The sequence below is a fragment of the Nocardia sp. NPDC003482 genome (genome assembly GCF_053588115.1).
This window is the reverse complement of the sequence record NZ_JBSFPI010000032.1, coordinates 12,423-39,306: the sequence shown is the minus strand read 5'-3', so window position 1 is coordinate 39,306 and position 26,884 is coordinate 12,423. Positions and strand designations below refer to the sequence as shown.

General features: G+C 69.6%; 21 protein-coding genes and 1 tRNA gene. 14 read left to right on the top strand and 8 right to left on the bottom strand.

The genetic code is table 11. The annotated features are described in order from the left end of the window. Positions 1-4: 4 nt before the first annotated feature. The gene (locus ACWDSJ_RS34165; protein WP_450036905.1) at positions 5-994 is read right to left on the bottom strand and encodes a GlxA family transcriptional regulator; all 990 of its coding nucleotides are present in this window, start codon (positions 992-994) and stop codon (positions 5-7) included. Positions 995-1,416: 422 nt separating this feature from the next. On the opposite strand from ACWDSJ_RS34165, the gene ACWDSJ_RS34160 reads away from it, so the two are divergent. The 9 genes from ACWDSJ_RS34160 to ACWDSJ_RS34120 are packed head-to-tail and all read left to right on the top strand — an operon-like array spanning position 1,417 to position 10,293. Then, complete coding sequence (locus ACWDSJ_RS34160) at positions 1,417-2,700, top strand: FAD-dependent oxidoreductase (RefSeq protein ID WP_450036903.1); 1,284 nt, start codon at positions 1,417-1,419, stop codon at positions 2,698-2,700. 29 nt (positions 2,701-2,729) lie between these two features. Beyond that, positions 2,730-3,077: a cupin domain-containing protein gene (locus ACWDSJ_RS34155; RefSeq protein ID WP_387370516.1), complete on the top strand. Its 348-nt coding sequence runs from the start codon at positions 2,730-2,732 to the stop codon at positions 3,075-3,077. After that, a complete protein-coding gene (locus ACWDSJ_RS34150) occupies positions 3,074-4,558 on the top strand; it encodes a class I tRNA ligase family protein (RefSeq protein WP_450036902.1) in 1,485 nt (494 codons plus the stop codon). Before ACWDSJ_RS34155 ends, ACWDSJ_RS34150 begins: the two co-directional genes overlap by 4 nt. Positions 4,559-4,585: 27 nt before the next feature. Then, entirely contained in the window at positions 4,586-4,978 is a 393-nt protein-coding gene (gene panD, locus ACWDSJ_RS34145; protein ID WP_387370520.1) for an aspartate 1-decarboxylase, read from the top strand. A gap of 13 nt (positions 4,979-4,991) precedes the next feature. Then, positions 4,992-6,338: a SidA/IucD/PvdA family monooxygenase gene (locus ACWDSJ_RS34140; protein WP_450036900.1), complete on the top strand. Its 1,347-nt coding sequence runs from the start codon at positions 4,992-4,994 to the stop codon at positions 6,336-6,338. Further along, a complete protein-coding gene (locus ACWDSJ_RS34135) occupies positions 6,335-7,384 on the top strand; it encodes an NAD(P)/FAD-dependent oxidoreductase (RefSeq protein ID WP_450036899.1) in 1,050 nt (349 codons plus the stop codon). The genes ACWDSJ_RS34140 and ACWDSJ_RS34135 overlap by 4 nt, the downstream gene beginning before the upstream one ends. Then, positions 7,381-8,682 carry a hypothetical protein gene (locus ACWDSJ_RS34130; protein ID WP_450036897.1) on the top strand — a complete coding sequence of 434 codons (1,302 nt, stop codon included), beginning with the start codon at positions 7,381-7,383 and terminating at the stop codon, positions 8,680-8,682. Before ACWDSJ_RS34135 ends, ACWDSJ_RS34130 begins: the two co-directional genes overlap by 4 nt. A 23-nt stretch (positions 8,683-8,705) precedes the next feature. Continuing rightward, positions 8,706-9,362: a VOC family protein gene (locus ACWDSJ_RS34125; RefSeq protein ID WP_450036896.1), complete on the top strand. Its 657-nt coding sequence runs from the start codon at positions 8,706-8,708 to the stop codon at positions 9,360-9,362. A 7-nt stretch (positions 9,363-9,369) separates the two neighbouring features. Then, positions 9,370-10,293, top strand: coding sequence for a hypothetical protein (locus ACWDSJ_RS34120; RefSeq protein ID WP_450036894.1), 924 nt, complete (start codon positions 9,370-9,372; stop codon positions 10,291-10,293). Between the two features lie 12 nt (positions 10,294-10,305). Here ACWDSJ_RS34120 and ACWDSJ_RS34115 read toward each other — a convergent pair whose 3' ends face one another. From ACWDSJ_RS34115 to ACWDSJ_RS34105, 3 genes are all read right to left on the bottom strand, one after another. Next, entirely contained in the window at positions 10,306-14,379 is a 4,074-nt protein-coding gene (locus tag ACWDSJ_RS34115) for an nSTAND1 domain-containing NTPase (protein ID WP_450036892.1), read from the bottom strand. A 401-nt stretch (positions 14,380-14,780) separates the two neighbouring features. Beyond that, positions 14,781-15,608, bottom strand: a complete 828-nt coding sequence (locus tag ACWDSJ_RS34110; protein WP_450036891.1) for a DUF1206 domain-containing protein — start codon at positions 15,606-15,608, stop codon at positions 14,781-14,783. Positions 15,609-15,678: 70 nt separating this feature from the next. Next, positions 15,679-16,743, bottom strand: a complete 1,065-nt coding sequence (locus ACWDSJ_RS34105) for a serine hydrolase domain-containing protein (RefSeq protein ID WP_450036890.1) — start codon at positions 16,741-16,743, stop codon at positions 15,679-15,681. 149 nt (positions 16,744-16,892) lie between these two features. Here ACWDSJ_RS34105 and ACWDSJ_RS34100 point away from each other — a divergent pair, with 149 nt between their 5' ends. The 3 genes from ACWDSJ_RS34100 to ACWDSJ_RS34090 all read left to right on the top strand — a co-directional run bounded on the left by ACWDSJ_RS34100 (position 16,893) and on the right by ACWDSJ_RS34090 (position 21,388). Beyond that, entirely contained in the window at positions 16,893-19,154 is a 2,262-nt protein-coding gene (locus ACWDSJ_RS34100) for an MMPL family transporter (RefSeq protein WP_450036889.1), read from the top strand. Positions 19,155-19,313: 159 nt separating this feature from the next. Next, positions 19,314-20,618: a flavin-containing monooxygenase gene (locus ACWDSJ_RS34095; RefSeq protein ID WP_450036887.1), complete on the top strand. Its 1,305-nt coding sequence runs from the start codon at positions 19,314-19,316 to the stop codon at positions 20,616-20,618. Between the two features lie 116 nt (positions 20,619-20,734). Next, positions 20,735-21,388: a TetR/AcrR family transcriptional regulator gene (locus ACWDSJ_RS34090; protein WP_450036886.1), complete on the top strand. Its 654-nt coding sequence runs from the start codon at positions 20,735-20,737 to the stop codon at positions 21,386-21,388. A gap of 12 nt (positions 21,389-21,400) precedes the next feature. Here ACWDSJ_RS34090 and ACWDSJ_RS34085 read toward each other — a convergent pair whose 3' ends face one another. The 4 genes from ACWDSJ_RS34085 to ACWDSJ_RS34070 form a co-directional block, all read right to left on the bottom strand. Beyond that, complete coding sequence (locus ACWDSJ_RS34085; RefSeq protein WP_450036885.1) at positions 21,401-22,342, bottom strand: diacylglycerol/lipid kinase family protein; 942 nt, start codon at positions 22,340-22,342, stop codon at positions 21,401-21,403. A 41-nt stretch (positions 22,343-22,383) separates the two neighbouring features. Beyond that, positions 22,384-22,473, bottom strand: a tRNA-Gly gene (locus ACWDSJ_RS34080). Between the two features lie 12 nt (positions 22,474-22,485). Next, positions 22,486-22,944, bottom strand: coding sequence for an SRPBCC family protein (locus ACWDSJ_RS34075; protein ID WP_450036883.1), 459 nt, complete (start codon positions 22,942-22,944; stop codon positions 22,486-22,488). Between the two features lie 25 nt (positions 22,945-22,969). After that, positions 22,970-23,974 (bottom strand): bifunctional lysylphosphatidylglycerol flippase/synthetase MprF, encoded by a 1,005-nt coding sequence (locus ACWDSJ_RS34070; RefSeq protein WP_450036881.1) that lies wholly within the window; start codon positions 23,972-23,974, stop codon positions 22,970-22,972. A gap of 157 nt (positions 23,975-24,131) precedes the next feature. On the opposite strand from ACWDSJ_RS34070, the gene ACWDSJ_RS34065 reads away from it, so the two are divergent. Both ACWDSJ_RS34065 and ACWDSJ_RS34060 read left to right on the top strand, forming a co-directional pair. Beyond that, positions 24,132-25,754 (top strand): aldehyde dehydrogenase family protein, encoded by a 1,623-nt coding sequence (locus ACWDSJ_RS34065; RefSeq protein ID WP_450036879.1) that lies wholly within the window; start codon positions 24,132-24,134, stop codon positions 25,752-25,754. Next, positions 25,738-26,877, top strand: a complete 1,140-nt coding sequence (locus ACWDSJ_RS34060; protein WP_450036877.1) for an acyl-CoA dehydrogenase — start codon at positions 25,738-25,740, stop codon at positions 26,875-26,877. Before ACWDSJ_RS34065 ends, ACWDSJ_RS34060 begins: the two co-directional genes overlap by 17 nt. Positions 26,878-26,884 lie beyond the last annotated feature (7 nt).

Here is a 26,884-nt window from a genome sequence, read left to right as displayed (position 1 = left end):
CCGGTCAGCTCGTCGTCGCGCCCCGGAAGGTCCGCCGATAGGCGTCCGGGGCGACCCCCACGTGTTTGACGAAATGCCTGCGCAGATTCGCCGGGGTGCCCATGCCGGTCCGCGCGGCGATCTGCTCGATGCTCAGATCGGTTGTCTCCAAGAGGTTCTGGGCGGCGAAGACGCGCTGGGAGTGCAGCCACTGCAACGGCGGTGACCCGGTCGTGGAGACGAAGCGGCGGTGCAACTGCCGCGGGCTGATGTGCGCGTGCGCGGCCATGTCGGCGATCGTCAGCGGCATGTCCAGGCACGACATCAGCCAGTCGCGCACCCGGACGATGATCTCGTCGTCCTCGTCGTCCTCCAGGGGTGCGATGAACTGGGCCTGCCCGCCCTCGCGATGCGGCGGGATGACGAGGTACCGCGCGAGCGCGTTGGACACGCCGATGCCGACGTCCTTGCGGACCAGATACAGGCATAGATCGATTCCGGCGGCTTTTCCCGCCGAGGTCAGAACCATCTTCTCGTCGACGTACAACACGTCCGGATCGACCGTCACGCGCGGGTAGTCCGCGGCCAGCCGGGCGGTGTGCCGCCAATGCGTGGTCGCTCTCAATCCGTCGAGAATTCCCGCCGCGGCGAGGGTGAACGCCCCGGTGCAAATGGACACCACACGGGCCCCGGACTCGTGCGCCGCGCGCACCGCGTCGACAAGTATTTCCGGTTGGGAACGATTCTCGTCGCTGCACGCGGGGACGATCACGGTATCCGCGGAAAGCAGGCCGTCGTAGGTTTCGTCGACCTCCGCGCGCAGCCACGCGCCGACGTGCGCCGCGGGGGTTCCGCAGGTCTTCACGGTGTAGTGACGACGGGCCGCGGGCGCGGAGAACACCTCGTACGCGGAGGCGACCTCCAAAAGCGACATTTTCGGCGCGAGCGCGATCGCCACGCGGTGTCGGGGCTTCTCGTCGGGGGTGATTGCAGTGCCGTCCGTCAATTCGGTCATGGATTCCCCCGGAGATGAACAGGCTCGATGCCTTCAGCCTAGCGGAACTCGGACATCCGCCCGCTGTAGTCTATATCACACGCCGAATGTGTGCCACATCTGCAATCTCACGCCGGATCGAACGCCGACAATGAATTCGACCAGCACGTTCGCGCTATTCTCTAATGCTCGCCGCTGGCGTGCCGATAGCGGGTACCCAACATTCCGTATTCGAATCCACCTGCTTATCCCTCATTACTCCCATTCGAGCCGCCGGCGTGCCCGTGACCGATTCGTGATGGCGCATTCGAATAATGCCGTTCATGCCCTCCGGCCATGGCCGAATTCGTTCGTCTGATGTCAGTATTGGTTGTGGTGAATGGTTCACCGCAGTCGTAGCGTGAGAAACCGAGAGGCGGATAAAGCCCGGAGGATAATTCCAGATGAATGAAAGATGTTATGAGGCGGTCACCGATACGGATGTGATCATCATCGGTGGCGGGATAGCGGGATCGGCTCTCGGCTATGCGCTGGCCTCTTTCGGAATAGAAACCACCATCCTCGAGCGCCAGACGGTCCATCAGGACCGCGTGCGCGGTGAGGTGATCAACTGCTGGGGCGTGCGCGAAGCCCAGGAATTGAAGGTCCTCGAAATACTCGAGGCAGCGGGCGGCAATTACGCCGATCGCTTCGTCGCCTACGACGAGACCGTGACCCCGGAACACGCCGACGCCGTGGCGCTGGATGTCGGATCCATGCTCGAGGGCATCCCCGGCGTCCTCGACGTGGGCCATCCCGAGGCGTGTTCGGCGCTGCTCGCGGCCGCGGAGTCCGCGGGCGCCGCGGTCATCCGCGGGGTGACCGACACCGAGGCGAGCGCCGGCGCCGCGCCGCGGGTCCGATTCAAGGCGCGCGGCCGCGAACTCCTGCGCACCGCGCGGCTGATCGTCGGCGCGGACGGCCGGGTCTCGGCGACGCGCAGACAGCTGGGCATCGAACTCACCCAGACGCCCGCGAACTCGCTGGGCGGCGGCCTGCTCGCCGACGGCATCGAGGGCTGGCGTCAGGACACCAGCGGCATCGGGACCGAGGACGATCTGCTCTACTTCGTCTACCCCCGCGCGAACGGCCGCGCGCGCCTGTATCTGCTGCACTCACCGCATCAGAAGGGCCGATTCTCCGGCGCCACGGCGGCCGCGGATTTCCTGTCCGCCTTCCGATTCCGATGCATTCCCGACAGCGCCGCCATCTTCGGCAACGCGCGGCCCGCCCTGCCGAACACGCCCTGCGCGTTCTTCCCCATGAACGACTCCTGGTGCGACACCATCACCCGCCCCGGCGCCGTCCTGATCGGCGATGCCGCCGGATGGAGCGATCCCGTTGTGGGACAGGGTCTTTCGATCGCGCTGCGCGACGCCCGCCTGGTTCGCGATGCGCTGCTGGGACATTCGCGCTGGACCGAGGACATCTTCCGCGACTACGTCGCCGAGCGCGAGGTGCGCATGCAGCGGCTGCTGCTGTCGGGCAAGGTCCGCACGGCGATGGGCCTGACATTCGGCGAGTTCGGCCGGCGCCGCCGCGCCGCCTACGCCCGCGCGTGGCCGAAGGACGAACTGCTGGCCGGTTCGCGGCTCGCGACGTTCAAGGGACCGCACAACGTCCCCGCCGAGTCGTTCGAACCCCATGTCATCGATCGAATCCTGCGGCTCGGGCAACCGAGCGAGTAGTGAAAAGTACAGAGAGGAAATCAGTTTCGATGTTTTACCGTACTGCCGAGTCCGATGTGATCACCCGGGAGAACAACTGCGACCTGCGCAGGTTGTACCCGTGGCACGACGTCGTCGTGCCGCCGTGGAACAGCTCGCTCGTCTCGATCCGACCGCAGGAGTCCAGCAAGCAGCACCAGCACGCCACCGACGAGACCTTCATCTTCACCTCGGGTGAGGGCACGGTGACCGTGGCGGGCGAGCAGCGGACGATCAAGCCCGGCGACGTGATCTACATTCCGCACGGTCAGGACCACATCGTCACCAACACCAGCACCGAGCGGCCGCTGGACTTCGTCAGCATCTACTGGTTGCAGCCCGAGGAGGTGCGGGCATGACCGGCGCGCTCTACGGCTCCACGTTCTCCCCGCCCACCCCCAACGGCGACTTCCATCTCGGCCATTTCGCGGGCCCGGTGCTCAGCAGCGACGTGTGCGCGCGGGCGCTGCGTCGCCGCGGGCACGAGGTCCGGTTCGCGTGCAGCACCGACGACAATCAGACCTACGTCGTCACCACCGCGCGGCGGCTCGACACCGATCCGCGGGCCCTCATCGCGCACGCGTTCGAGCAGACCTCGGCTTCGCTTGCGCTGGCGGACATCTCGGTTACCGGGTACACGATGACCGACGCCGCCTACGACGAGTTCGTGCGCGGATTCTTCACCGATCTGTGGCGCGCCGGGGCGTTCGATCTGCGCACGGTCGAGCTGCCCTACGACACCGCGGCCGGGGCCTATCTGACCGAGGCGTTCATGACCGGGCGCTGCCCGCACTGCCTGGCGCACGCGCGGGCCGGGGTGTGCGAGGCGTGCGGCCTGTACAACCTGCCCGCCCAGTTGCTCGACAACGCCGAGCGCGCCGTGGAGTACCGGCCCGCGCGCATCTGGATGCTCGACCTCGAGCGGCATCGGGACGCGATCACCGAGGAGCTGCGCACCCACCACCGCGCGGGTCGACAGTCGTTGGCGCGCATCATCGACAAGACGCTGGCCGCGCCGCTGCCCTCGATCCCGGTGACCTACCCGATCGAGTGGGGCATCCCCGTCGAGTGGGACGGCGTCGCGGGCACGATCAACGCGTGGCCCGAGATCTTCGTCGGGCATCTGTACTGGCTGGGGCTGACGAACCCGGCCCCGGGCATGGCCGAACTGGTCCAGTTCATCGGTATCGACAACGGCTTCTACAACGCGTTCGTCTACACCGCGCTGGCCGCCCTGGCGCGCCGGGCCGGGATCGCCGATCCGCCGCCGCGCCGCACGATCACCAACAACTACCTCCAGCTGGGCGGGCGCAAGTTCTCCACCAGCAAGGGCGATGTCATCTGGGCGCGGCGGTTCCTCGCCGACGTGGGCCGCGACCGCGCCCGGTTCGTCCTCGCCCTGAAGGCGCCGGACTTCCAGCACGCCGAATTCACCGTGGAATCGGCGCTGGACACCCTGGCGGAGCGGTTCGACACCCCGCTGCGCCGGCTGGCCGAGGCGTTCGCGGCCGTGCCGCCGCGCCTGGACGCCCGCGATCACCCGGATCCCGAGCAGTGGTGGCTCGCGGCGCTGGCGGCCTCGACCGCCCGCTTCGACGAGGCCTACGACCTGGACACCTTCAGCACCAAGGCCGCCGCCGAGGCGTTCGCGCTGCACATCGAGGTCCTCCTGCTCGGATACACCACCCGCGACATGAACCGGATCGAGGAACAGGCCGGGGCCGTGCGCTTCCTGCACGCCCTGGCGACGCTGGCCGATCCGATCGTCCCCGACATCGCGGCCACCGTCGCGTCGCTGTTCGAGCCGCGACCCGCCGTGTCCGCCCCCGTCGCCGTCTGACCATCTCGAAATCGCAAGGAACACACCATGCTTCGCACGTTCATGAATTCGAAGATCCACCGGGCCACCGTCACCGAGAGCAACCTGCACTACGTCGGCTCGATCACCATCTCGACCGACCTGATGCGGGCGGCGGGTATCGGCGTCCACGAACTCGTCCAGATCGTCGACATCGACAACGGTCAGCGCTTCGAGACCTACACCATCGCGGGCGCGCCCGGCGCCGGGCAGATCTGCGTCAACGGCGCGGCCGCGCGCCTGGTGCAGCCCGGCGACAAGATCATCATCATCTCCTACGCCCAGCTGACCGAGGAGGAGATCGACAAGCATCGCTCCGCGGTCGTCCATGTCAACGGCGCCAACGAGGTTCAGGAGATCACCACCCTCGAACCGGCGAACACGCTCTACGAGACGGTCTGATCGGCGGCACCCCATGGCTATCACGCAACGCATTCCGATCCATCCGGTGCTGGGCATCGGGTTCGGCCCCGCCAATCTGTCCACCGCGATCGCCGCGCGGGACAAGGGCCTGCTCGAGGACTGCCACTTCATCGAGCGCGCACCGCGTTTCGAGTGGCAGAGCGAGCAGATGCTCAGCGGCGCCGACATCCAGAACAACCCGTTTCGCGATCTGGTGATGCCGCGCGATCCGGGCCACGAGTACACCTTCGTGCGGTACCTGCACAGTCGCGGGGCGCTCACCGAATATCTGCACTACAACACGAAATTCGCGCTCCGCAACGAATACGCGGGATACCTGGAGTGGGTGGCGTCGCACTTCGCCGACCACGTGACCTACGGGCAGGAGGTGCGCGGGGTCGAGGTGGTGCCGGGACCCGGCGGCGAATGCTTCGAAGTCGTTACGGCCGACCGGATCTGGCGGGCCCGGCACCTCGTGGTGGGCACCGGGCGCTCGCCGAACATCCCGGCCTGCTTCGCGATCGACGATCCGCGCATCTTCCACGCCAGCCGCTACCTGTCGACGATGCGGCGGCTGGCCCGGGAGCGGACCGACCTCCGCACCGTCGCGGTGGTCGGCTCCAGCCAGAGCGCGATCGAGATCATTCTCGATCTGCTGGCCCGTCCCGATGTCGGCCGGGTGGTCTCGATCCAGCGCGGTATCGGGTTCCGGCTCAAGGACACCAGTCCGTTCTCGCGCCGGGTCTTCCTGCCGGAGTTCATCGATTACTTCCATCCGCTGCCGCTCGAGACCAAGAAGCGGCTGCGCGAGCAGCTGCGGGCGGTCAACTACGGCGCCTGCGATCAGGACGTGATCGACCAATTGACCACGGTGCAGCGCGATTACGAGCAACGCGGCTCGGATCGCTTCACCCTGGCGTCGTTCTCGCAGGTGCAGACCGTCGTCGGGCACGGGCGGTCGCTGGCGCTGACGCTGGCCGACGTCAACAACGGCGAGACCTCCTCGCTCGACGTGGACGCCGTCGTCCTCGCCACGGGATACCGCGATTTCGGCACCGGCGCCGACGACGAGCTGTCCCATCCGCTGCTGCGGTCGGTCCGCAATCGCATCGCGTGCGAGTCCGACGGCACCCCGGTGGTGCACCGCGACTACTCGCTCGAGTTCGCCAGCGCGGGCGACTCGCTGTCGGTGTACCTCAACGGGGTGTGCGAGGCGAGTCACGGCATGGGTGACGCGGGGGCGCTGGCGGTGCTGTCGGCGCGGGCGCAGGACATCGCCGAATCCCTGCGTGCCCGCGTCCGCACCGGGGCGCGCCCGGAGCCCGTCCCGGCTCGGAACGGCCTGCTGAGCGTGTCATGAACGCCGACATGGTGATCGTGGGCGCCGGCATCGTCGGACTGTGCACGGCCGTCGCGGCCGTGCGCGGGGGCCGCGCCGTGGTGGTCGTCGATCCCGGTTCGGCGTCCACCGCGGTGTCGGCCGCCTCCGGCGGGCTGATCCGGCGCTTCGATCTCGGCGGTGGCCTCGGCGATCTGGTGTCGGCCGGTTTCGACCGGATGCGGGAGTGCGCCACCGCGTGCTCGGCGTACCAGCCGACGGGCGCGCTGACCCTGCAATACTCGAACGATCCGCTGCCCACCCACGTCCGCACCCGGACCGTGCCCTACGCCGCGCGGTCCATGCGGCGGCGGTGGCCGCAGATCGCGGTGCCGCCCAATGTGATCGGTGTGTTCGAGGAGGGCGCGGGCTGGGTCGACGCGCCGGTGCTGCTGGCCGCCATCCGCTCCGAACTCCGTTCCCGGGGCGTGGAATTCGTCACCGATCGGGCCGACCACCTGGTGACCGATCGGGGTCGCGTCCGCGGCGTGGTGACCAGCGCGGGCCGGGCGATCGCGGCGCCCCGGGTGCTGGTCGCCGCCGGGATCGGCTCGACCCGCCTGGCCGCCACCGCCGGGGTGGACTTCCCGTTGCGCACCCGCCGGATCGGCTACTGCCTGCTGCGGATCGGCCGCGATCGCACCCGCGGCCTGCCCACCATCATCGATCGGGTCGGCGGCACGTGGGTGCGGCCCTGCCGGGATCCCGATCTCGTGCTCGTGGGGCGACGGCAGGAGGTGTTCGGGGTACCGGCCGAGATCCGGCACGACATCTCGGACGCCGACGTCCACGAGATCCGCCGGACCATCGCGCAATTGCTGCCCGCCGCCGCCGACGCGCCGCTGGCGGGCGGGGTGACCGCCTACGATGTCGCGCGCCCGGCCCCCGGCGACCCGCGGGTCCGGCACTGTCCGGATCCGCGCGGACTCACCATCGCCGCGGGCTGGAACGGCGGCGGATTCAAGGCGGCCCCCGCGATCGCCGAACTCGCGTTCGAGCCGCGAGTCCTCGTCGAGGAGGAGGTATGACCGCCCGGGCCCGGCTCAACGCCACCGATGAAATGCTCGCCGCCGCAACGAGTTCGGTGGGCGCGTCGCGCCGGATCCAGTTGGTCTGGGCGCTGCCGCGCGGGCTCGACCGGGCGCGGGTGGAGGAGTTCTGGCGGCGGCTCGACGACGGGGTCCTGAGCCGTCGGCCGAGTTCGCCGCTGATTCCGGGCGCCCGCCGCTGGTGGGCACCCGCCGCCAACGCGCTGCCCCCGATCGTGGACACCGACGTCGCGCCGGGGGCGCCGGTACTCGACTGGCTCGATCGCCAGGTGCGCGTCCCGCTCGGCCCGGACGGACTCTGGGCGCTGGCCTATCGGCCCACCGAGGACGGGTCGATCGTCGCGCTCACCGTTCCGCACGCGGTGGTCGACGGCGTCGGCCTGCTCCGCGCCGTCGAGGCCGCCGCGGCGGCGAAATCGATTCCACCACAGCGTCGCTCGCGTTGGTTGGACGACGTGACCGACATCGCGGAACAGACGACCGGGGGTCTGCGCGACACCGCGCGCTGGCTGGGCGAGCTCGCCCGGAAGCCGGGTCTGCGAGCCGACCTGGCCACGGCGCTCCGGTCACGTGGGGCGCGACGCGCGGAACCCGATGCGCCGCAGTTCTTCTCGACCGCGTTCTGCACTGTGCCCGCTCCGCTCTGGCGGACGACGGCGGAGGCCGCGGGCGGCACCGACAACAGCCTGTTCCTCACCTTCGCCGAGCGGCTGTACCACGCGGCGTCCGGCCGAAACGGTCTGGGGGAGTTGGACATCGGCATACCGGTCAGCCTGCGCGCGGGCGCCGACGATCTGTCCGCCAACGCGCTCGTCGTGGTGCCGATGCGCGTCCCGGCGGCCGGTCCGACCGTGCGGGACGTGCGCGCGCTCGCCAAGGAGCGGCTCGCACGCACCGGACCGGAGGACATCACCCTTGTGCCGCAAGCGCTCTGGCACCACCTGCCGCGTCGCCTCGCCACCGCGCTGAAGACGCCCGGGGCGCAGTTCACCGACGTGGTCGCCTCGAATTTCGGGGCGGCGAGCCCGGCGGTGTCGCACGCGCTCGACGGAGCGCCCGCGACACGGGTGTTCGTGCGCACCATGAGCATTCCGGGAGTCGTCCCCGCCCGCGCGCGACTGCGCCTGTCGCTGTGCGTGATTCGCATCGGCGACACGCTGTCGATATCGATCACCGGAATCCCCTGCCGGTTCGGCGATTCCGCCGCACTGGCCGACACCGCCGACCGCGTCCTGCGCGAGCTGGGCGTCCGAGCCGAGAAATGGACCGTCACATGATCCCCGACCGCTGGTTCCGGACGATGCCGGATTCCTCCCGCCTGCCCAATACCCGCATCCTGTCCCGCGTGCTGGTGCCGCTGGACCGGCTCGACCGGCAGATCGCCGATTACGAAGCGCTCCAAGGCTTACGGGCCGATCTGCGGATGCCCATTCCCGACTTCGGCGGGCTCGAACTCGCCGCGGTGGGCGGGGTCCTGCTCATCGCGAGCGAACGCCCCTTCACCCCCGTGCAGCGCGCGACGCGTTTCTCCCTGATCGTTCCCGACCTGGACCGGCAGATCGCCATCGCCGCGGATATCGGCGCGCGAATCCTCGAGCGCGTGGAGCCGATCCTGCCCGGCCGCCGCGCCCGCCTGCTGTACCCCGGCGGCGTCCTCGCCGAACTCGTCGAGCATCGGCCCCTTCCCGGGGAGACACCGTATTCGCCGGTCCCGCAATCGGATTCGACCCGAAGCCGCCGGATCGACCCGCACCTCGAGGTCCCGCTCACCGAACTGCCCGCGGCGGTCGACGTCTTCGCCGCCGTCACCGGCCACCGTCCCGAACCTCGGCCCGGCTCGGACGCCCACCACATCCGCGTGGGCGACCTGCTGATCATCGCCCGCCCGCCCGTTCCGGGCGTGCCCGCCGAGGACGATCGGCCGCTCGCCCACGAGGGAGCCGCGCACGGCGGATAATCGCCGCATGAGGTCGCGACCGTCCCCGAGGTGGCTGGTCGGTGCCGTGGCCGTGGTGGTCGTGCTCGTCGCCGTGTGGGCGTGGTGGCCGGGCGAGCCGCCGGTGCGTCGGGCGACCGGGTGGCAGACACAGACCGATCTGCCGATCCCGGTGAGCGGGGCCCTCGTCGTGGACGACAACGGGGATGTGTACGTGCTGAACTCCGAGGAGATCTACTGGCTGCCCGCCGGGACGTTCCTCCCGCGACGGATTCGCGTGCCCGATATGAAGCACGCCTCCGCCCTCGCGCTCGGCCCGGCGCACGAGATCGACGTCATCGACTATCCCCAAGGCCGGGTATGGCAGATCGCCGCGGACCGAACGACGATCACCGACCTGCCATTCCCCGCCCTGGCCGATCCGGGTCCCGCGGGGACCGGCCATTCGTTCGACGCGGCCGTCGCGGTCGATCGGGCGGGCACCGTGTACGTCACCGATACCGACAACGCCCGAATCCTGCGCCTGCCCAAGGGTTCCGGAGCCCCGGCGGAGGTGCTGGCGCACGTCGCGGATCTGCGGGCCCCCATCGCCGTGTCCGACGCGGGTGACGTCGTGGTCACCGTCGCGAATCCGGCTCAGGCGCTGCTCACCTTCCGCGGGGGCGGCGGGCCCGCGATGACGACTCCGATTCCGGATCTGACCCTCGTCGAGGCGCTCGCCTTCGATCATCGCGGCACCCTGCTGCTCGGCGTGAACCATTCGGACGCCGACGCGCCGTTCGAGCGGGTCGCGTCGTTGTGGGAAATCGCCCCCGGCACAACGACACCGACGCGACTGCCCTACACCGATCTCGGTCTGCTCGAGAGTGTCGCGTTCGACTCGAACGGCACCATCTACTACACCGAGGACCATCGCAGTGGCCGGGTGGTGCGCTTGGCCCCCGTGCGCTGACCGCCCCTTCGGTCATCCGCAGGTGTCGCGATAGGGAAGTTCCCGGATGTACTGTTGCCAGCCGTCCCGATCGAGGCCCGTTCCCACTGTCGCACAGGCGATTTCGTCGATGTGCCGGAGCAGTTCGTGGATCCGGCGCAGATCCCACACGACCACCTTGCCCAGTTCGTGGCCGGTGATGAGCCGGGTGGAATCGGCGGTGAAGCTCGCCGCCATGATCTCCCCGGCCCCCGCGTCGCGGGCCTCCCCGATCCGGGTGGGATGCGCCGGATCGGCGACGAGCCAGATCTGCACCCTATCGTCGCCGGTGATCGCGAGCATCGTTCCGGTGGAATCGAATCGGGGCTCGAACTCTCCGAACGGCGACCGCACCACATTGCCGACGGGTTTGGCGTGCGCCGGATCGCTGACGTCCCAGAACTGTCCCGCGTCGTTCGCCACGACCACCAGCACCCCGGTCACCGGTGAGTACGCGACGGGTGTGTTCTGCTCGATCGGGATGCCGCCGAGCCGGATCGGGTTGTCGGAGTCGGTGAAATCCCAGAACGTCAATGTCCTGTCGGCCCAGCCCAGGGCGAACGCGCGGCCGTCCGCGGTGAACGAGATCTGTCGCATCACCGCCTCGATGCCGCGGCCCAGCCGCCGCGGCGCGTCGCGGTTCGTGATGTCCCACATCAGCGAAGTACCGTCGCTGCCCGCCGCCAGTCGCCTGCCGTCGGGGGAGAAGGCGAGGGACCGCGGTGTGCCCACTATGCCCGTCAGCGGCACGCCGAGCCGCCGGGGGCGCCGGTGATCACGGACGTCCCACAGCGCCACGGTCCGGTCGGGACCACCGGTGGCCAGGACCGTGCCGTCGGGTGACAGCGCCACACAGCTGATCCGCAGGTCGTTGAGGGGATCGAAATGCTCGGTGTCGAAGGCCGCCGTGTGCACCGGGTCGTCCGGGCGGCCCGTCTCCCAGAGATCGACCCTGCCGTTCCGGCCGCCCGTCGCGGTGAGGTCGCGACTCGTCGCGAGGCCGCAGGGACCGGCGACCTTGTCGACCTCGCCCGAGAACGGTTGTCCCATCGGCTGCGGCTGGGTGTGCGCATCGATGGTCCACAGGACCGTCCGCCCGTCGGGCTCGCCGACGGCCAGGACGCCGTTCGCCGAGAACGCGACCGCCGTCGTCCGCGTGAGCTGCCCGACCAGGGAGACCGTCGCGGGGTCGTCGCCATCCGCGTTGCGGAAGTCGTAGAGCGTGGTGACGTTTCCGAATTCCTGTGCGGCGGCGACCACGTCGCCGGCCGGAGCGAACGCCAACCGGCCCCCGGAACCCAGGCTCGCGACCGTGCGCGGTCGCGCCGGATCGGTGATGTCCCACAGCTGGCCGCCGGTCGGGAACACCGTGACCGCCACGCGGCGGCCATCGGGTGCGAACGCGATCTGCTGAATCGACTGCCTGGGTGGCAGGTCCCATCGCGCGATCGGTCGCGGCGCTCGGCGATCGCCGACGTCCCACAGCGTCGCGGCGGTGTACGTGCTGGTCACCAGGCGGGTGCCGTCCGGGGAGAAGGCGGCGGTGAGAAGATTCTCCTCGGGCGGCAGCACGGTCGCGGTCGGCGCCGGATGCTCCGGATCGGTGAGATCCCACAGCTGGGTCGGCTCCTTGAACTGATGACTCAGCGCCAACCGGGCCGCCGGGGCGAAGTCGAATCTCAGCGTCTCGGAAATGGCAAGGGACGCACGCGCTTTCAGGCGCGGGTGGGCCGGATCGGAGACATCCCACTGGAGCAGACCGTCCACGCTCGCCGGATAGTGCCTCGGCTCGGCGGACACCGACAGGCCCAGGCGCGCATCGCGAGCGTTGAGGTCGAGGGCCGATCCGGTCAGCAGGGTCTTGCCGTCGGGCGTGAAGGCGATGGGGATACCGTCGTTCACATCGGCCAGCGGCTCCGCGAGCCGCCGCGTCCGGCCGGAATCGGACACTTCCCACAGCTCGACCGTCCCGCCCTGGTGCTGCACGGCGATCGTGCGCCCGTCCGGCGCGAAGGCGAGCGACTGCACCGCTGCGGTCGCGCCGTCGATGCTGCCCGCGTACCTGCTGGTGGAGAGCATATTGAGCAACCACTGCCGGGTCTCGTCGCTCGGGTCGACGCGATCGGCCGCGAGCCCGAGCCGGATGGCCGCGCGGGGATCGATCGGGCGCAGCTGATCGGCCTGCGCCAGCAGTTGGCGGGCGACCGCGGTGTGCTGCCGCGCCACCGCCGCCCGCTGCTGCACGATCGCGACGAACGCCGCGACCAGCGCGGCGCACAGCAGCGCGGACAGCACCGCCGTCGCCCGCCCGCGCCGGAGGCGATCACGACGGTAGCTTCTTTCCAGGAAATTCCTTGCGCGCGTGCTGATTTCGATCCGAGCCGGGCGCAGGCGACCCAGTCGCGGGCGGGACCCGATATCGTGCATCGCCACGCTCAGCCGATCGCGCTCCCACAACCGTTCGGGTTTGTGATCGGTTTCCCATTCCGCGGCCGCGATCTCCACGGCCCGCCGGGCGCGCAGGGCGGCGCACTCGCGAGCGATGGCCTCGCGCAACGGCTTCCAGTTCAGCAGGAACGCCTCGTGCGCGGCCGAGACGACGACGCGGCCGTCCTCCTCGGCGGTGGTGAGCAACCGATCGTTCACGAAGATGTCGGCCACCGACCGGGCGGCGTCGGTCAGTTCCGCGCGCGGCACCCGATCGCGGGTGGGCACGCCGCTCTCGTCGACGGTGACCAGACGCAGCAGCATCGCGACGATCTCGTCGTCCGATCGGCCGGTGGTCGCGCGCGCCTCGGCCAGCGCGGCATCGGCCTGCCGCCCCAAAGCGCCTCGCACACCGCCGATCTCGTCGAGGCGGCGTCGGGTGAGCGATTCGCCGCGGCGCACGCCGTCCGACAGCCGCGCCAGGGTGAAGGCCAGCATCGGCAGCGCCTCACCGCTCTCGGTGTCGGCGACCAGCGCGTCCACCAGACCGTCCTCGAGCGTCAGGCCCGCCACCCGCGCCGGTCCCTCGATGATCTCGCGCAGCGCGGTCGTGCGCAGCGGTGGCAGGGAATGGGTCCGGACGGGGAGGCGGGACAGCGCCGGGTCGGTCCCGAGCGCGTCGAGGAATTCCGGTCGCAGGGTGGCGAGGACCTGGACGGACGCGCCCACCGCGGGGAGGAGCACGTCGACGAATTCGGCGCGCCGCGGCGGGGGTGTGCGCCGGAGCAACTCCTCGAACTGGTCGACGACCAGGAGGAGCCTGCATTCGGCGCCCGCCTTCTCGGCGGTCAGGATCTCCTCCGCGATCTCACCGAAGCCCTTGTCCAGCAGCCGTTCTCGCGCGGATTCCGACGGCGGCTCCAGTCCGGCGCGCTGCCGGGCGACCGCCAGGGTGCGGGTCAGCGCGCCCACCGGATCCGTGCCCGGAACGATCGGGTCGAGCGGCACCCACAGGGGTTCCTCGGCGATGAGCGGGAGCACGCCCGCCCGGATCAGCGAGGACTTCCCGCACCCCGAGGGGCCGATCACCAGCTGGATCGCCGGTTCGGCGCGCGTCGCGGGTTTGCGCAACAGCTCGGCGATCTCCGCGGCCTCCCGCCCGCGGCCGAAGAAGACGCGGTGCCGGTCGGTGTCGAAGGCCGCCAGACCCGGATACGGCGAACGGTCGTCCGGCCACCCCAGGCCGCCGCCCACGTCGAGCCGACGCAGCGCGACCGCGAGCTTCGCCCGCGCCGCCGCCGGGTCGGCCGCGGCATCGGACTGCTGGAGCGACCGCAGCAGCGGATGGGTCGCCCCGGCGACCACGCGGACCGGAAGCAGCCGGGAGCCGTTCGCCTTCGCGATACCGACCTCGGCCGCGCACCACACCGAGCGGAGATAGTCCGGGCTCACCACGCAGACCACCGCGTCGGCCCAGCGCAGCCGCCGGTACAGCGCGCGCTCCCACTCCTCGCCGACGATCAGCCCGTCCGCCGGATGCAGATCGAGGAACACCTCGTGCCCGTCGGCGACCAGCCAGTCCCGAATCCGGTTGGCCCACACCCGATCCGCGCTCGCGTGACTGATGAATACCCTGGCCACCAATCCCTCCGAACGACGGCCGCACCGTCGTTCTTACGGTACCGGCCGCCCGGCGACTACACGGGTTTTCCGAATCGGGGCGGACGGCACCCTTCTTGACTGACGATCGAGAAAGTTCTGGTCCGGCGGCTCAGGGCGCCGTCACCGCGAGCCCCCGGATCCCGCGCACCAGCGCCGACAACACCGCGCGCTTGTCGGCCGCGCCCGGGGAATGCATGAGCAGGCCCTCGATCACGAAGACCCCCATGCGTGACGATCTCGGCCCGCTTCTCCTCCCGATCCCGCGGCCGCCTGTTACGAGGCATCGCCGTACCGACCGCTCGTGTCTTGATGACTCATCAAGAACAGTATGCCCAATGATCTCCGACGGTCTCCTATGGGCAGGGTCATCGCCCCGCCGCTCACATCTTGGCGAACCGCGCCATCACGAAGCAGTACAGCCCGTAGAGGATGATCCCCACCGCGGCGACGATCAACAGCACCACGCCGTACGGTTGCGCGCCAAGGGTTTTCAGGGCCGCGTCGAGGCCGCCGGCCTTGTCGGGCTGCGAGCGGGTGACGGCGAGGATCACCAGTGCCCCGACCGCGGCGACGGCCAGCCCCTTCGCGATGTAGCCGCTTATGCCCAGCCGTCGCACCAGCGTGCTCGGCGAACCCTGCAAGTCGCGCAGGAACTTTCGGCTCGCGCCCTTGTAGACGTGATATCCGCCGACCCCGATGATGATCGATCCGGCGATGACGAGGACGACCGTGCCCGCCGTGTGCTGCATCAGCCGCGCCGTCATCCCCGTGCTCTGCCCGCTGCTCGACTTGCCGCTGCCCCGGGCGAAACCGAACGCCGACACCGCGAAGGCGAAGTAGATCACCGCCAGCGCGAACGCCTTCACGCGGTGGAACGCCTCGCCGGAGGCACTGTCCTTGTCGGGCTTCGATGCGCTGCCGAACGCCGTCTCCGCCAGGCGCCACAGGCCCATCAGCACGAACGCCGCGGCGCCGATCCAGAGGGCCACGCGCCCACCGGGTTTCGCCGCCATCTCGGCCATGGCCCCCGACTGGTCCGCGGTCCCGCCGCCGCCCCCGAGCGCGAGGCGGATCGCGATGTACCCGATGATCAGATGCACGATCCCGGTCATCACGAATCCGGACCGGGCGAACCGCTCGAGCACGCTGTTCTGCGCGACCCGGCTCGCCGAGCCCGACATCGATCCCTCACCTGACAGCACGCTCATCGAATCCTCGTTCCCGTTCGCGTCGAACGTGCGGCGAATACCCGAGGCGCGCAGGGTGAAACGGACAGGGTCAGGACAGGACGCCGTCGTACGCCGCGAACAGCACGTCCAGCGCCCGCGCGTACCCGTCCGCCCACCGCACCCGATTCATGGTGTACGCCATGGACATTCGCGCGTCCACGTCGACGAAGACCAGCGACCCGCCCCAACCGCCCCAGGAGCAGGTGCGGTTCTCCAGGCGGTAGCCGAGCCCCCAGCGGATCGGTTGTCCGAGAACGCGATCGGTGCCGCGGAACTGCTCCTCGAAGACCCGCTCGCAGGTGGCGGGGGCGAGCAGCCGGGTGCCGTTCACCGTCCCGCCGCAGGCCAGCAGCGATTGCACCAGCGCGACCGAGCGCGCGTTGCCGTGCCCGTTGATCGCCGGGATCTCCGCGCGCCGCCACGCCGGGGTGTTCGCGTCCCGAACGCCGACGAAGAAGTCCTCGGGCCGATCGCCCGCCGGATCGGGGAGGAGCGTGGCGACCCGGTGATCGTGTTCGGGCGCCAGCCCGATATGGAAGTCGGCGCCCAGCGGCGCGGCGATCTCCTCGGCGAAGTACCGGCCCACGGAACGACCCGAGACCCGCGAGATCACCTCGCCCACAAGGAAACCGAACGTGATCGAGTGGTACCCCGCCGCCTCGCCGGGCGCCCAGGCCGGGGCCTGCGCGGCCAGCGCGTCGGTGACCCCGCGCCAGTCGTAGAGGTCGGCCGCGGTCAGCGGAACGTCCCAGGTGGGCAACCCCGCGGTGTGCCCGAGCAGATGCCGAACCCGCACCCCGGATTTGCCCGCCGCGGCGAACTCCGGCCAATACTCGGCGACGGCCGCGTCGAGATCCAACTCCCCCCGATCGGCCAGCAGCAGCGCGCATACCGCCACCATCGTCTTGGTCGTCGACCACACATTGACGATCGTGTCTCGCTCCCACGCCGCCGAACCCTCGGCGTCGCGATACCCGCCCCAGATGTCGAGCACCGGCCGACCGTCGACGAACACCGCCGCCGACGCACCCCCGTCCCCCTCGTCCAGGGCCCTGCCGAAGGTTTCGGCCGCCCCCGCGAACCGCGCGTCCCACGAACCTTCGATGCCGCTCATGCTCGGGACCCTAGCCCCGCCGAAAACGCCGACGCCACCGGTTTTCCCGTGGTCCGCACCCGTAGACCGACGCCCGCACACTGAGATACTCTGTGTACAGTCTTAGATCCACTGTATGTATTCGACGGGGGATAGGTGGTACGGGCTCGATGCTGACGAGACTGGGCGAACTGACGTCGCGATGGCCGCGCTGGATCGCGGGCGTGGTGCTCGTCTTCACGATCGGCGCGGCGGCGTACGGGCTGCCGGTGAGCACCCAACTGCTCGCGGGCGGATACGACGACCCGGGGTCGGAGTTCACCGCGGCCGAGCGGGTGCTCGCCGAGAAGTTCCACGCCGGCGGGTTCTCGCTGATCCTCACGGTCACCGACCCGGCGGGCGCGGACAGTCCGGCCGCGGCCGCCCGGGGCAGGGAAGTCGTTGCGGCGCTGAATGATTCGGGGACCACCACCCAGGTGATCTCCTACTGGACCACACCCCCGAAACTCGCGGGATCGCTGCTCGGGAAGGACGGCCGGACCGCGCTCGTGGCCGCCCAGGTGGTCGGGAACGATCGCGACGCGCCCCGGCTGGCGCACGAGATCGCCGAGCGCGTCTCCGGCACCCGCGACGGCGTGACCGTCACCGCGGGCGGCGAGGCCATCGTCCAGTACGAGCTGAATCGGCAGTCCCGCGTCGACCTGGTGACCCTGGAACTCATCGCGGCGCCGTTCACGTTTCTGGCCCTGGTGTGGATCTTCGGCAGCGCGGTCGCGGCCACGCTGCCGCTCGCGGTGGCGGCGTTCGCCATCGCCGGGACCACGGCGACGCTGCGCGGCCTGTTCGCCGTCACCGATGTCGCGGTCTTCGCGCTGAATCTGGCGACAGCCCTGTGCCTCGCCCTGGCCGTCGACTACACGCTGTTCATGATCAACCGCTACCGGGAGGAACTCGCCGCCGGCGTGCCCCGCGATCGGGCGTTGCTCCGGACGATGAACACCGCGGGCCGCACGGTCGTCTACTCCGCGGTGACGGTCGCGGTGACGACCTCGGCGATGTTCGTGTTCCCCATCTACTTCCTGCGCTCGCTCGCCTACGCGGGCCTGGCCGGGGTGGCGTTCTCGTTGCTCGGCGCGCTCGTCGTCGCCCCGGCGATGATGGTGCTGCTCGGCGATCGGCTCGACGCGGCCGACATCCGAAAGCCCGTGCGGCGCTTGCTGAGACGGCCCGAGCCGCGCGCGATCACGCCCGAGCAGACATTCTGGTACCGCGTCGCCGTATTCGCCATGCGGCGCGCGACGCCGGTGATCGCGGTGCTGGTGCTGCTGTTCCTCTTCCTGGGGACGCCGCTGCTCGGGGCCAGGCTCGGCTACCCCGACGATCGGGTGCTGCCGACGTCGGCGTCCTCGCGTCAGGTCGGTGAGACGCTGCGCTCGCAGTTCTCCGAGGGTGAGCTGGGCGTGGTCCACATCGTGCTGCCCGCGGGGGTGACCTCGGGACGGGCGCTGACCGAGTACGCCGGCGCGCTGTCCCGCGTCCCCGACGTCACCACGGTCGCCGCGCCCGGCGGCATCTACGCGAACGGGTCGCTGATCAGCATCGTCACCTACGACTCGGCACAGAAGGGCGACGCCGCCTACCTGGCCGTGTCCACCAGCCGGGATCCGTTGTCGCAGGCCGGACGTGATCAGCTCGCGGCGCTGCGGCAGGTGCCCGCGCCCGCGCCCGCCCTGTTCACCGGGCTGGCCCAGCGCGACATCGACGACGTGCACGGGATCATGACCCGGCTGCCGTGGATCCTCGCGCTGATCGCGGTCGCGACGCTGGTGCTCATCTTCCTGATGACCGGCAGCGTGCTGCTGCCGATCAAGGCGTTGATCATGAACATGCTGTCGCTGACGGCCGCCTTCGGCGTGATCACCTGGATCTTCCAGGACGGGCACCTCGGCGGCCTCGGCACGGTCGCGACCGGCTACTACAACTACACGATGCCGCCGCTGCTGCTGTGCCTGGCGTACGGATTGTCCATGGACTACGAGGTTTTCGTGCTGTCGCGGATGCGCGAGGAGTGGCTGCGGTCCGGCCGCACCACCGCCGACAACGAACGCGCGGTGGCCCTCGGGCTGGCCCGCACCGGCCGCATCGTGACCGCCGCCGCGTCGGTCATGGCGATCGTCTTCGTCTCGATCACGACCGCCCAGGTGTCGTTCATGCGCGGCCTCGGCGTCGGCCTCGCGGCCACCGTCCTGCTGGACGCGTTCCTGGTGCGCCCGTTGCTCGTTCCCGCGCTCATGCGCCTGCTCGGCCGCGCGAACTGGTGGGCCCCGGGCCCCCTCGCCCGCTGGCACGATCGGCGCGGGTTCGGCGAGGGCGACCCATCCGAACCCGCGGCGGCCGCGGACGGCGAGAACCTGGAACTGGGACGCGTCTGAACCCTGACGGCGAGAACCTCGAGCTAGGGCGCGTCCGACCCCTGACGCCCCCGCCGCACGGTCTCATGGGCGAATCAGGGGTCGCTCGCCATACTTCGCCTCGAGGTCGCCACCGGCGAAAGTCGCAGGGGCGCAACGGATCAACCGAGGGATACCACTATGTCTGCACAGACCGGAAAGTCGGCGGAGCGGCCGATCCGCCGATTCGAGGTGCCGGTGATCGTCGGCGCGGGCCCGGCCGGAATGTCGGTGGGCTACGCCCTGACCCGCGCGGGCGTCCGGCCGAAGCTGCTCGACCGCGGAACCAACGTCGGCGAGACCTGGCTGGGCTACTACGACTCCCTGCGACTCAACTCGCCGCGGGTGGTGTCCTCGCTGCCGGGCATGGTCATCGATCGCGGCGCGGGGCGCTTCCCGTCCCGCATCGATATGCTGCTGTATTTCGAGCGGTACGCGCGGCGTTGGGATCTGGACATCGAATTCGACGTCGACGTCCGGCGGGTCGAGCGCGACGGCGACGGCTGGCTGCTGCACACCTCGCAGGGCCCGATCCGGGCGCCGCACGTGGTGATCGCGACCGGCGTGTTCTCCCAGCCCTACATCCCGCCGTGGCCCGGCCGGGCGACCTACACCCGGGAGTTGTTGCACACCAGGGACTTTCGCAACGCCGAACCGTATGTCGGAAAGAGCGTGCTCGTCGTCGGGGGCGGGCAGAGCTCGGCCGATATCGCGATGGAATGCGTGGCCACCGGATCCAGCAAGGTGTGGTTGTCGGTGCGGCGACCGCCGCACATCTCGCCGCCGGAGGTGCTCGGTATCTCGCCGTCCACCTTCGCCTTCGTCGTCAAGCATCTGCCGCCGGGCGCCGATCCCTACGTCGACAAGTTCACCAACTTCATGCAGCGGTTCATCCGCTTGCGCTACTTCGGCGACGTATCCCGGTACGGGTTCACGATTCCGGAGGAGGGGCTCGCGACGACCGTGCGCAAGACCGGTCACGGCACCCTCATCGACCGCGGTCTGATGGCGGCGTTGAAGGCCGGGCAGATCGAGGCCGTGGCCGCGGTCGACGATCTCGACGGCGACGAGGTGGTGCTCGCCGACGGCGAGCGGCTGCGGCCCGACGTCGTGATCTGCGGAACCGGGGCGCGGCCCAATCTCGAACCGCTGGTGGGCCATCTGGATCTGCTCGACCACAACGCGCGGCCCCGCGAACTCGGCCCCGACGCACCCGGCCTGCCCGGCCTGCACTTCATCGGCTACCGGCTGCCCGGCGTGCTCCCGGACTTCCGCATCGACGCCGCCGCCATCGCGCGGTCCATCACCGGTAAGCGGCTGCTGTTCCTACCCCGGCTCCGGCGGCGCGGGGAGGCGGTGTACCGGCGCGGCTGGTCGCCGCTGCGGACGGCCGATCGGCGCGTGGGAGAGGGCTCCGATCACGTTGCGGCGGTCCGCGTTTTGTGAATGTTCGGCAGGGGTGCCACAGAATTTCCTCCGATAACGGCGTGGCACCCCTATCAAGTGGAATGAAATCGGCGAAGTGCTTGAGATCAACGTATGGTCGAATGTATTATTTTCGTATGAATCGCTCGGCCTCCGTAGCGCACGAGACTTCTGACAAACGTCGATTACGAGGCGCGCGAACGAGGCGCATCGTCGCGCTGCACGCGGCGAATGTGGCCTCGTTGGAAGGGCTCGAGGGGTTGAGTCTGGGGCGGCTCGCCACCGATCTCGGAATGAGTAAGAGCGGTGTTCAGGGGCTTTTTGTCACGAAGGAGAAGCTCCAGCTCGCGGCCGTGAACGCGGCCCGTGAGGCGGTCGTCGAGAATGTCGTCGATCCGACGAGATCCGTGGCTCCGGGATTGGCTCGCTTACACGCGTTATTTCGGCAGTACATCGTGTACGTGACGAAACCGCTGTTTCCCGGCGGTTGTTTCCGTGCCGCCAATCTGGCCCATATCGACCGTCAGCCCGAGATCGTCCGAAAGGCACTGCTGCGCGACAGTGACGACTGGCTGGAGATGTTTGCGAACCAGTTGCGCATTGCCGTCGACAACGGTGAGGTGGCCGATATCGATATCGAATTGGCGGTCTTCGAGATCGATGCCGTCCTGCTCGCGGTGAATACCCGCGTACGGCTCGGCGATCCCGCCGTGATCGAGAAGATGCCCGCGGTGCTGGGCCGGCTGCTGGTCTCGCCGTCGGGCGATCCGCAACCGTTTCCCGTTGCCTGACAAGCGAACCGGTCACTCCGCGGCCGTGAACCACGGCGGCGTGTCCGCGGGAACGAGCACCTTCAGCGCGTGCGGGAGCACGGTCACCGCGTAGTTCGGCGTCGCCGCCGTACGCAATTCCCCGTCGTGCTCGAAGGTGATCGGCTCGCCGTCGGTCCGCTCGATCGTGACGTGTTTGCCCTGGGCGTAATGGACGCCCGGGATCTCGGTGATATCGCCCGCGAGCACCGCCTGCACCAACGGCTCGACCTCCGCGTCGGCGGTCACCACCAGCACGTCGAGCAGGCCGTCGTCGAGGACCGACCGCGGCATGAGGCGCAGCAGGCCGCCGCGGTGACGGAACCCGCTCACATTGGTGACCAGGGCCGCGGTGTCGGCGAACGGCCGGCCGTCGAGCGTGACCCGAACGCGGAAGGGACGGAAGGTCGTCAGCGCGGTCAGCGTGGCGGTCAACAGCCGCTCGCGTCCGCGCAGCGGGAGGGTGGCGGCCGCGGTGAGCGCGGCGGGCAGCACCCCGGTCGCCGAACCGAGCAGAACCGCCCGATCCAACTCGTCGACGTGCAGCAGATCGATGCGCCGCTCCCGCACGGCCGCCGGATCGCGCAGCATCCGGGCCACATCGGGCCAGGGCAGATCGTCCCAGAGCCCGCGATAGTTGGAATTGCCGGTGCCGCCGGGGGCGACCACCAGCGCCGGGTCCGTGCCGGGATCGATGCTCGTCGCGCGGTGCAGACCGGCGACGACCTCCCCGACGGTCCCGTCGCCGCCGACGGCGACCACGGCGTCCGGGCGATCGGCCGCGGTGGCGAGGTCGTAGGCCAGCTTCTCGCCGTCGCCGCGACCGGCGGTCGGGTGGACGGTGATCGCGCGGGCCGGATGTTCGGCGGTGAGAACATCGATCAGATCGAACGGGTTCCCGCCCGCGGCCGGATTGACGATGACGGCGATCCGCACGAGTGCGCCTTTCGGAATATCGGCTCGGAGATACGGGGAAGCGGAAGGGGCAGGATTCGAACCTGCGGGGGCTGCTGGGAGCCCGACCGGACGGAATCCGGTCTCCGTTGGGCCACTTCGGATACCCTTCCCGGGGGTGCGCGTCAGGCCGTGTGCGACGGTCCGGACGCGACGACATTGCGCGCGATGGCCGCGGCGGTGCGTTCCGCGGCCGCGGCGACGAACGGCGTGAGGGTCTTGCTCAGGGCGTTACCCGCCAGACCGCCGGGCAGGCTGAATTCGACGGAGACATCGATGCGGGAATTGCGCTCGTCCACGGCCTCGAAGGCGTAGGTGATCACATTGCTCACCCCCGAGATCGAGGTGAACTCGAGCCGCTCGTACCGCTGCCACACGGTGGTCTCGATGCGCGACCGCATCGTCGACGGTCCCAGTCGCATGACCGCGTCGAAACGCGAACCCGGTCCGGTGGTCTGCTCGGTCACCGGCTCGTAACTCGTGATGCCGTCGAAGTACTCCGGCACGTTCCGATGGTCGGACACGTAATCGAACACCACCGGCACGGGTACCGGGCAGGTCACCGAGAAATCCACTCTCGACATCGTTTCCAGCCTTTCCGAATCAATCTCACAGAATGTTGATGACCCGCAACAGGTTCCACACCGCGCCCGGGGTCAACCGGCCGGTGAACCCCAGATACTCCGGAAGGATCAGGGCCGGCGCCCATTTCGACTTGTACTCGAGCTGGGTGCGCGCGGGATAGATCGCCTCGCCGTGCTCGGCCAGCACCCGGACCAGCCGCGCGACCATCCGATTCTCGGTCGCCGTGCGATGGCTGTCGGCGAGACCGGTGAAGGGCGTGAACCCGAAGTGCAGCCAGGCGGCGTTCTCGGCGCGGAAGACCTCGATGGCGTGCGCGTTCAGCGCCTCCATCACCCCCGGCGGGCTGTCGGGATGCCGTCGGCTCAGGTCGTGCAGCCAGCCCGCGTGCCGCCCGAACACCGGGGCGTAGGAGATGTACCCGATCGGCGCGTGTGCGACGAACCCCAGGAACAGCCGCCGATACGCCTGGGCCGCACCGCCGATCTCCCCGATGAGGAATTGCAGCTCTTTGGCGTGTCTGCCCTTGTCCCGCAACCACATTCGATCGATGCGGTCGATGTCGTCGGCGAAGTCGGCGGCGGTGACCTCGCGGATCTCGAGCCCCGCGCGTTTCGCCCGGGAGATCTTGTTCCGCAAGGAGACGAAATGCTTTCCGCGCAGGCTGTGCGTACCGAGATCCACCGCGTAGGAAGCGCCCATCTGATTGACGGACATTCCCATATCCGCCCACAGGAGCGCGTCCTCGGATTGCAATTGCAGGGCGATGATCTTCTGTCGCCGCGAGCGTGCGTGCGCGAAGAAGGAGGACTGCAATCGATGCCGTTGCCCGGGTGGGCAGAACGGTCCGCCGAATTGGATCCAGTACTTCCGGCGCCGACGATAGCAGATCATTCCGTCGATTTCCGGATCGGTGTAGTACTCATTGCCCTCGTTGAGCGCCAGGAACGCGCTCGGATTGTCGGCGTGATCCCGCAGCGCGGCGAAGGCACCTTTGATATCCGGCGGCGGCAATAAGCCATCCAGGGGCATCGTGGTTCTCCGTTCGGTCGATGTGCCCGAGCCTAATCGACGTGCCCTGAGGCGAAACCGACCGCGGCGTACCCGCAACGTCAGAACAGTGTCAGGGCCGCTGCGCAGAATGGGCCGAAGCCGGGGAAGAAACGCTACGTGATTTGGCGGGAGAAAATTGACTATTACGGATACGGCGCAGCAGGTTCATTCCCTGTCGAACTACGTCTGTGGCCGGGACGTCGACAGCGACAAGTGGGTGTACACCCTCGCACCGCGCGCGGTGCTCGACGATTCCTTCGCCACGCTGAAGCTCAAGCGCAGGTTGGAGCGCGGCGAGACGGCGATCTCGGACGTGCCGCCGGGCGTCGTCGTGGGCCGGGTGGCGATGGCCGACAAGGCCACCGTCGAGCAGGCCCTGCACGGCGCGCGGCTCGCGGCGCAGGAGTGGCGTTCGGTACCGATGCGAACGCGGCTGCACCACTGGTACGCGTTGCTGCACGACGTGCTGCTCGAGCATCAGGACGAGATCGTCTGGGCCCTCACCTCCGAGGGACATCCGATCGACCTGGCCCGGTGGGAGGTGTCGGGCATGTACGAGATGACCCGACCCGAGGCCGCGGACTACCTGGGCGGCCAGCTGTGGCGGGAATTTCCCGCGCCCGGGCGGCGCAATATCGTCCGCCGTCAGCCCGACGGCGTGGTGTGCGTGAACCCGCCCGCGAACGCGCCGCTGGTGAGCGCGCTGCTGGGCGCGCTGAGCATCGCGGCCGGCAACGCGGTCGTTGTCCGCGCGCCGCGGTCGGTGCCCTTCGGCGTCACCTACGTGCTGCGCAAACTGGTCGTGCCCACCCTCGAGGCGGTCGGCGCCCCACCCGGACTGCTCAGCATCGTCTGCGGTCATCCCGCGCCCATGCTGGACGCCTGGCTCGCGAGCCCGCACGTGAACGACATCATGTACTTCGGCGACGTGCCCAGCGGCTTCCGCATGGAGAGCCGCTGTGTGGAGGCCGGGAAGAAGCCCATCCTCGAGCTCGCGGGCAACGACGCGGTGGTGGTGTGGGCCGACGCCGATCTGGAACGCGCGGCCGACGCCCTCGCCGAAAGCTTCTACGGCTCCGGGCAATTGTGCATGGTGCCGAATCAGGCGATCGTGCATCCCGCGGTCGCGGACCGGCTCATCGCCCTGGTCGTGGCGCGCGCCGAGGCGATGCGGCCCGGCTACCCCGACGAGGAGGGCGTGCTGCTGTCCCCGGTCATGCGGCACGACAAGTTCGACCGCTTCCTCGCCGACGCCACGGAGAAGGGCGCCACGATCGTCACCGGCGGCAAGGGCATGCAGCTCGACGGCACCGTCGACAGCGCGGGATTCTTCCTGCAACCCACCGTTGTCCGCATCGACGGCCTGCGGCGGGCGCGGGAATTCGAGGCGGTCAAGCACGAGACGTTCTTCCCACTGCTGCCGATCGTGGTCCCCGAGGCCATCGACGAGGCCGACCTGCTGACCGAATGCGTCGAGTTCCTCAACACCAACCTGTACGGGTTGCGCAACTCGGTGTGGGCGGGCGAGCAGCGGATCATCGATCGCTTCGTGGCGGAGACGGTCAACGGCGGCCTGCTCAAGATCAACGATTCGCACGTCGCCTTCGCGGCGCCGCTGCCCTCGCACGGCGGGACGGGCATGACCGGCGGCGTCTTCGGCGAGGCCAACTATCCGGTGCTGCGCACCACCCATCTGCAAGGCGTGTCCATCGCCTCGCCGGACGCACAGGCAGGAGGTCCCCGTGCGGGCGCTCGATGAGGCGCGGTCGGTCTGCGAGACGTTGATTCCCGGTCTGCTGGGCGAACTTTCGGCCGTGCCGCTGCCGGAGTTGGAACGGGCGGGCAATCCCGCGCTGGAGATCTTCCGCAAGAAGGGCGGCCCGGCGCTGGTGATCCCGACGGCCTACTCCGGCTCGGGCGCGACCCCCGCGGACGCGTTGCGCGTCATGCGGGCGATCGGCTCGGTCGCGCCCTCGCTGGCGGTCGCCTCGACCATGCACCACTTCTCCATGGCGACGATCTTCACCCTCGCCGAGAGCCTGCGCTCGAGCGGTGTGGAGTGGGCGCTGCTCGAGGCCATCGCCACCCAGAATCTGCTCGTCTCCTCGGGTTTCGCGGAGGGCAGGCCGGGGGCCGGCATCCTCAGCCCGTCGGTGTCGGCGGTGCGGACCGACGGCGGTGTGATCGTCAACGGCGCCAAGCGCCCGTGCAGCATGGCGGCATCGATGGATTTCCTGTCGGCGAGCGTGGCGGTGCCGCGCGCGGACGGCGACGGCACGGAGACCCTGTTGCTGCTCGTCCCCGCCGACAGCCCGGGCATCTCGGTCCATTCGTTCTGGGCCACACCGATTCTCGGCGGCGCGGAGAGCGACGAGGTGCGGCTCACCGACGTCTTCGTCGACGCCCGGCTGATCACCACCACGGAGGTCACCGACAGCGGTGAACTCGACGAACTCCAGACGGTCGGCTTCATGTGGTTCGAAATGCTCATCACCGCTTGCTATCTCGGCATGGCGAGCGCGTTGGTGGAGCGCGTGATCGACCGCGGCAAGGCGGGTCCGGGTGAGATCGCCGCGCTGGGCATCCGGCTCGAGACGGCGACCATGCTGCTCGACACCATCGCCGGGCTGCTGGCCGCGGGCGCCGCGGACAACGCCGCGCTGGCCCGGGCGACCGCGGCCCGCTACGGCGCCCAGGACGCCATCGTCGAGGCGGCGGGCCGCGCGGTCGAGGCGCTCGGCGGCATCGGATTCATCACCGATCCCGATGTGGCGTACCTGAGCGCCGCGACGCAGTGCGTGACCTTCCACCCCCCGTCGCGGGCGGCGAGCCGACAAGCCCTGGCCGCCCATTTCGGCGGCGACATCCTGCGGATCGCCTAGGAGGTGC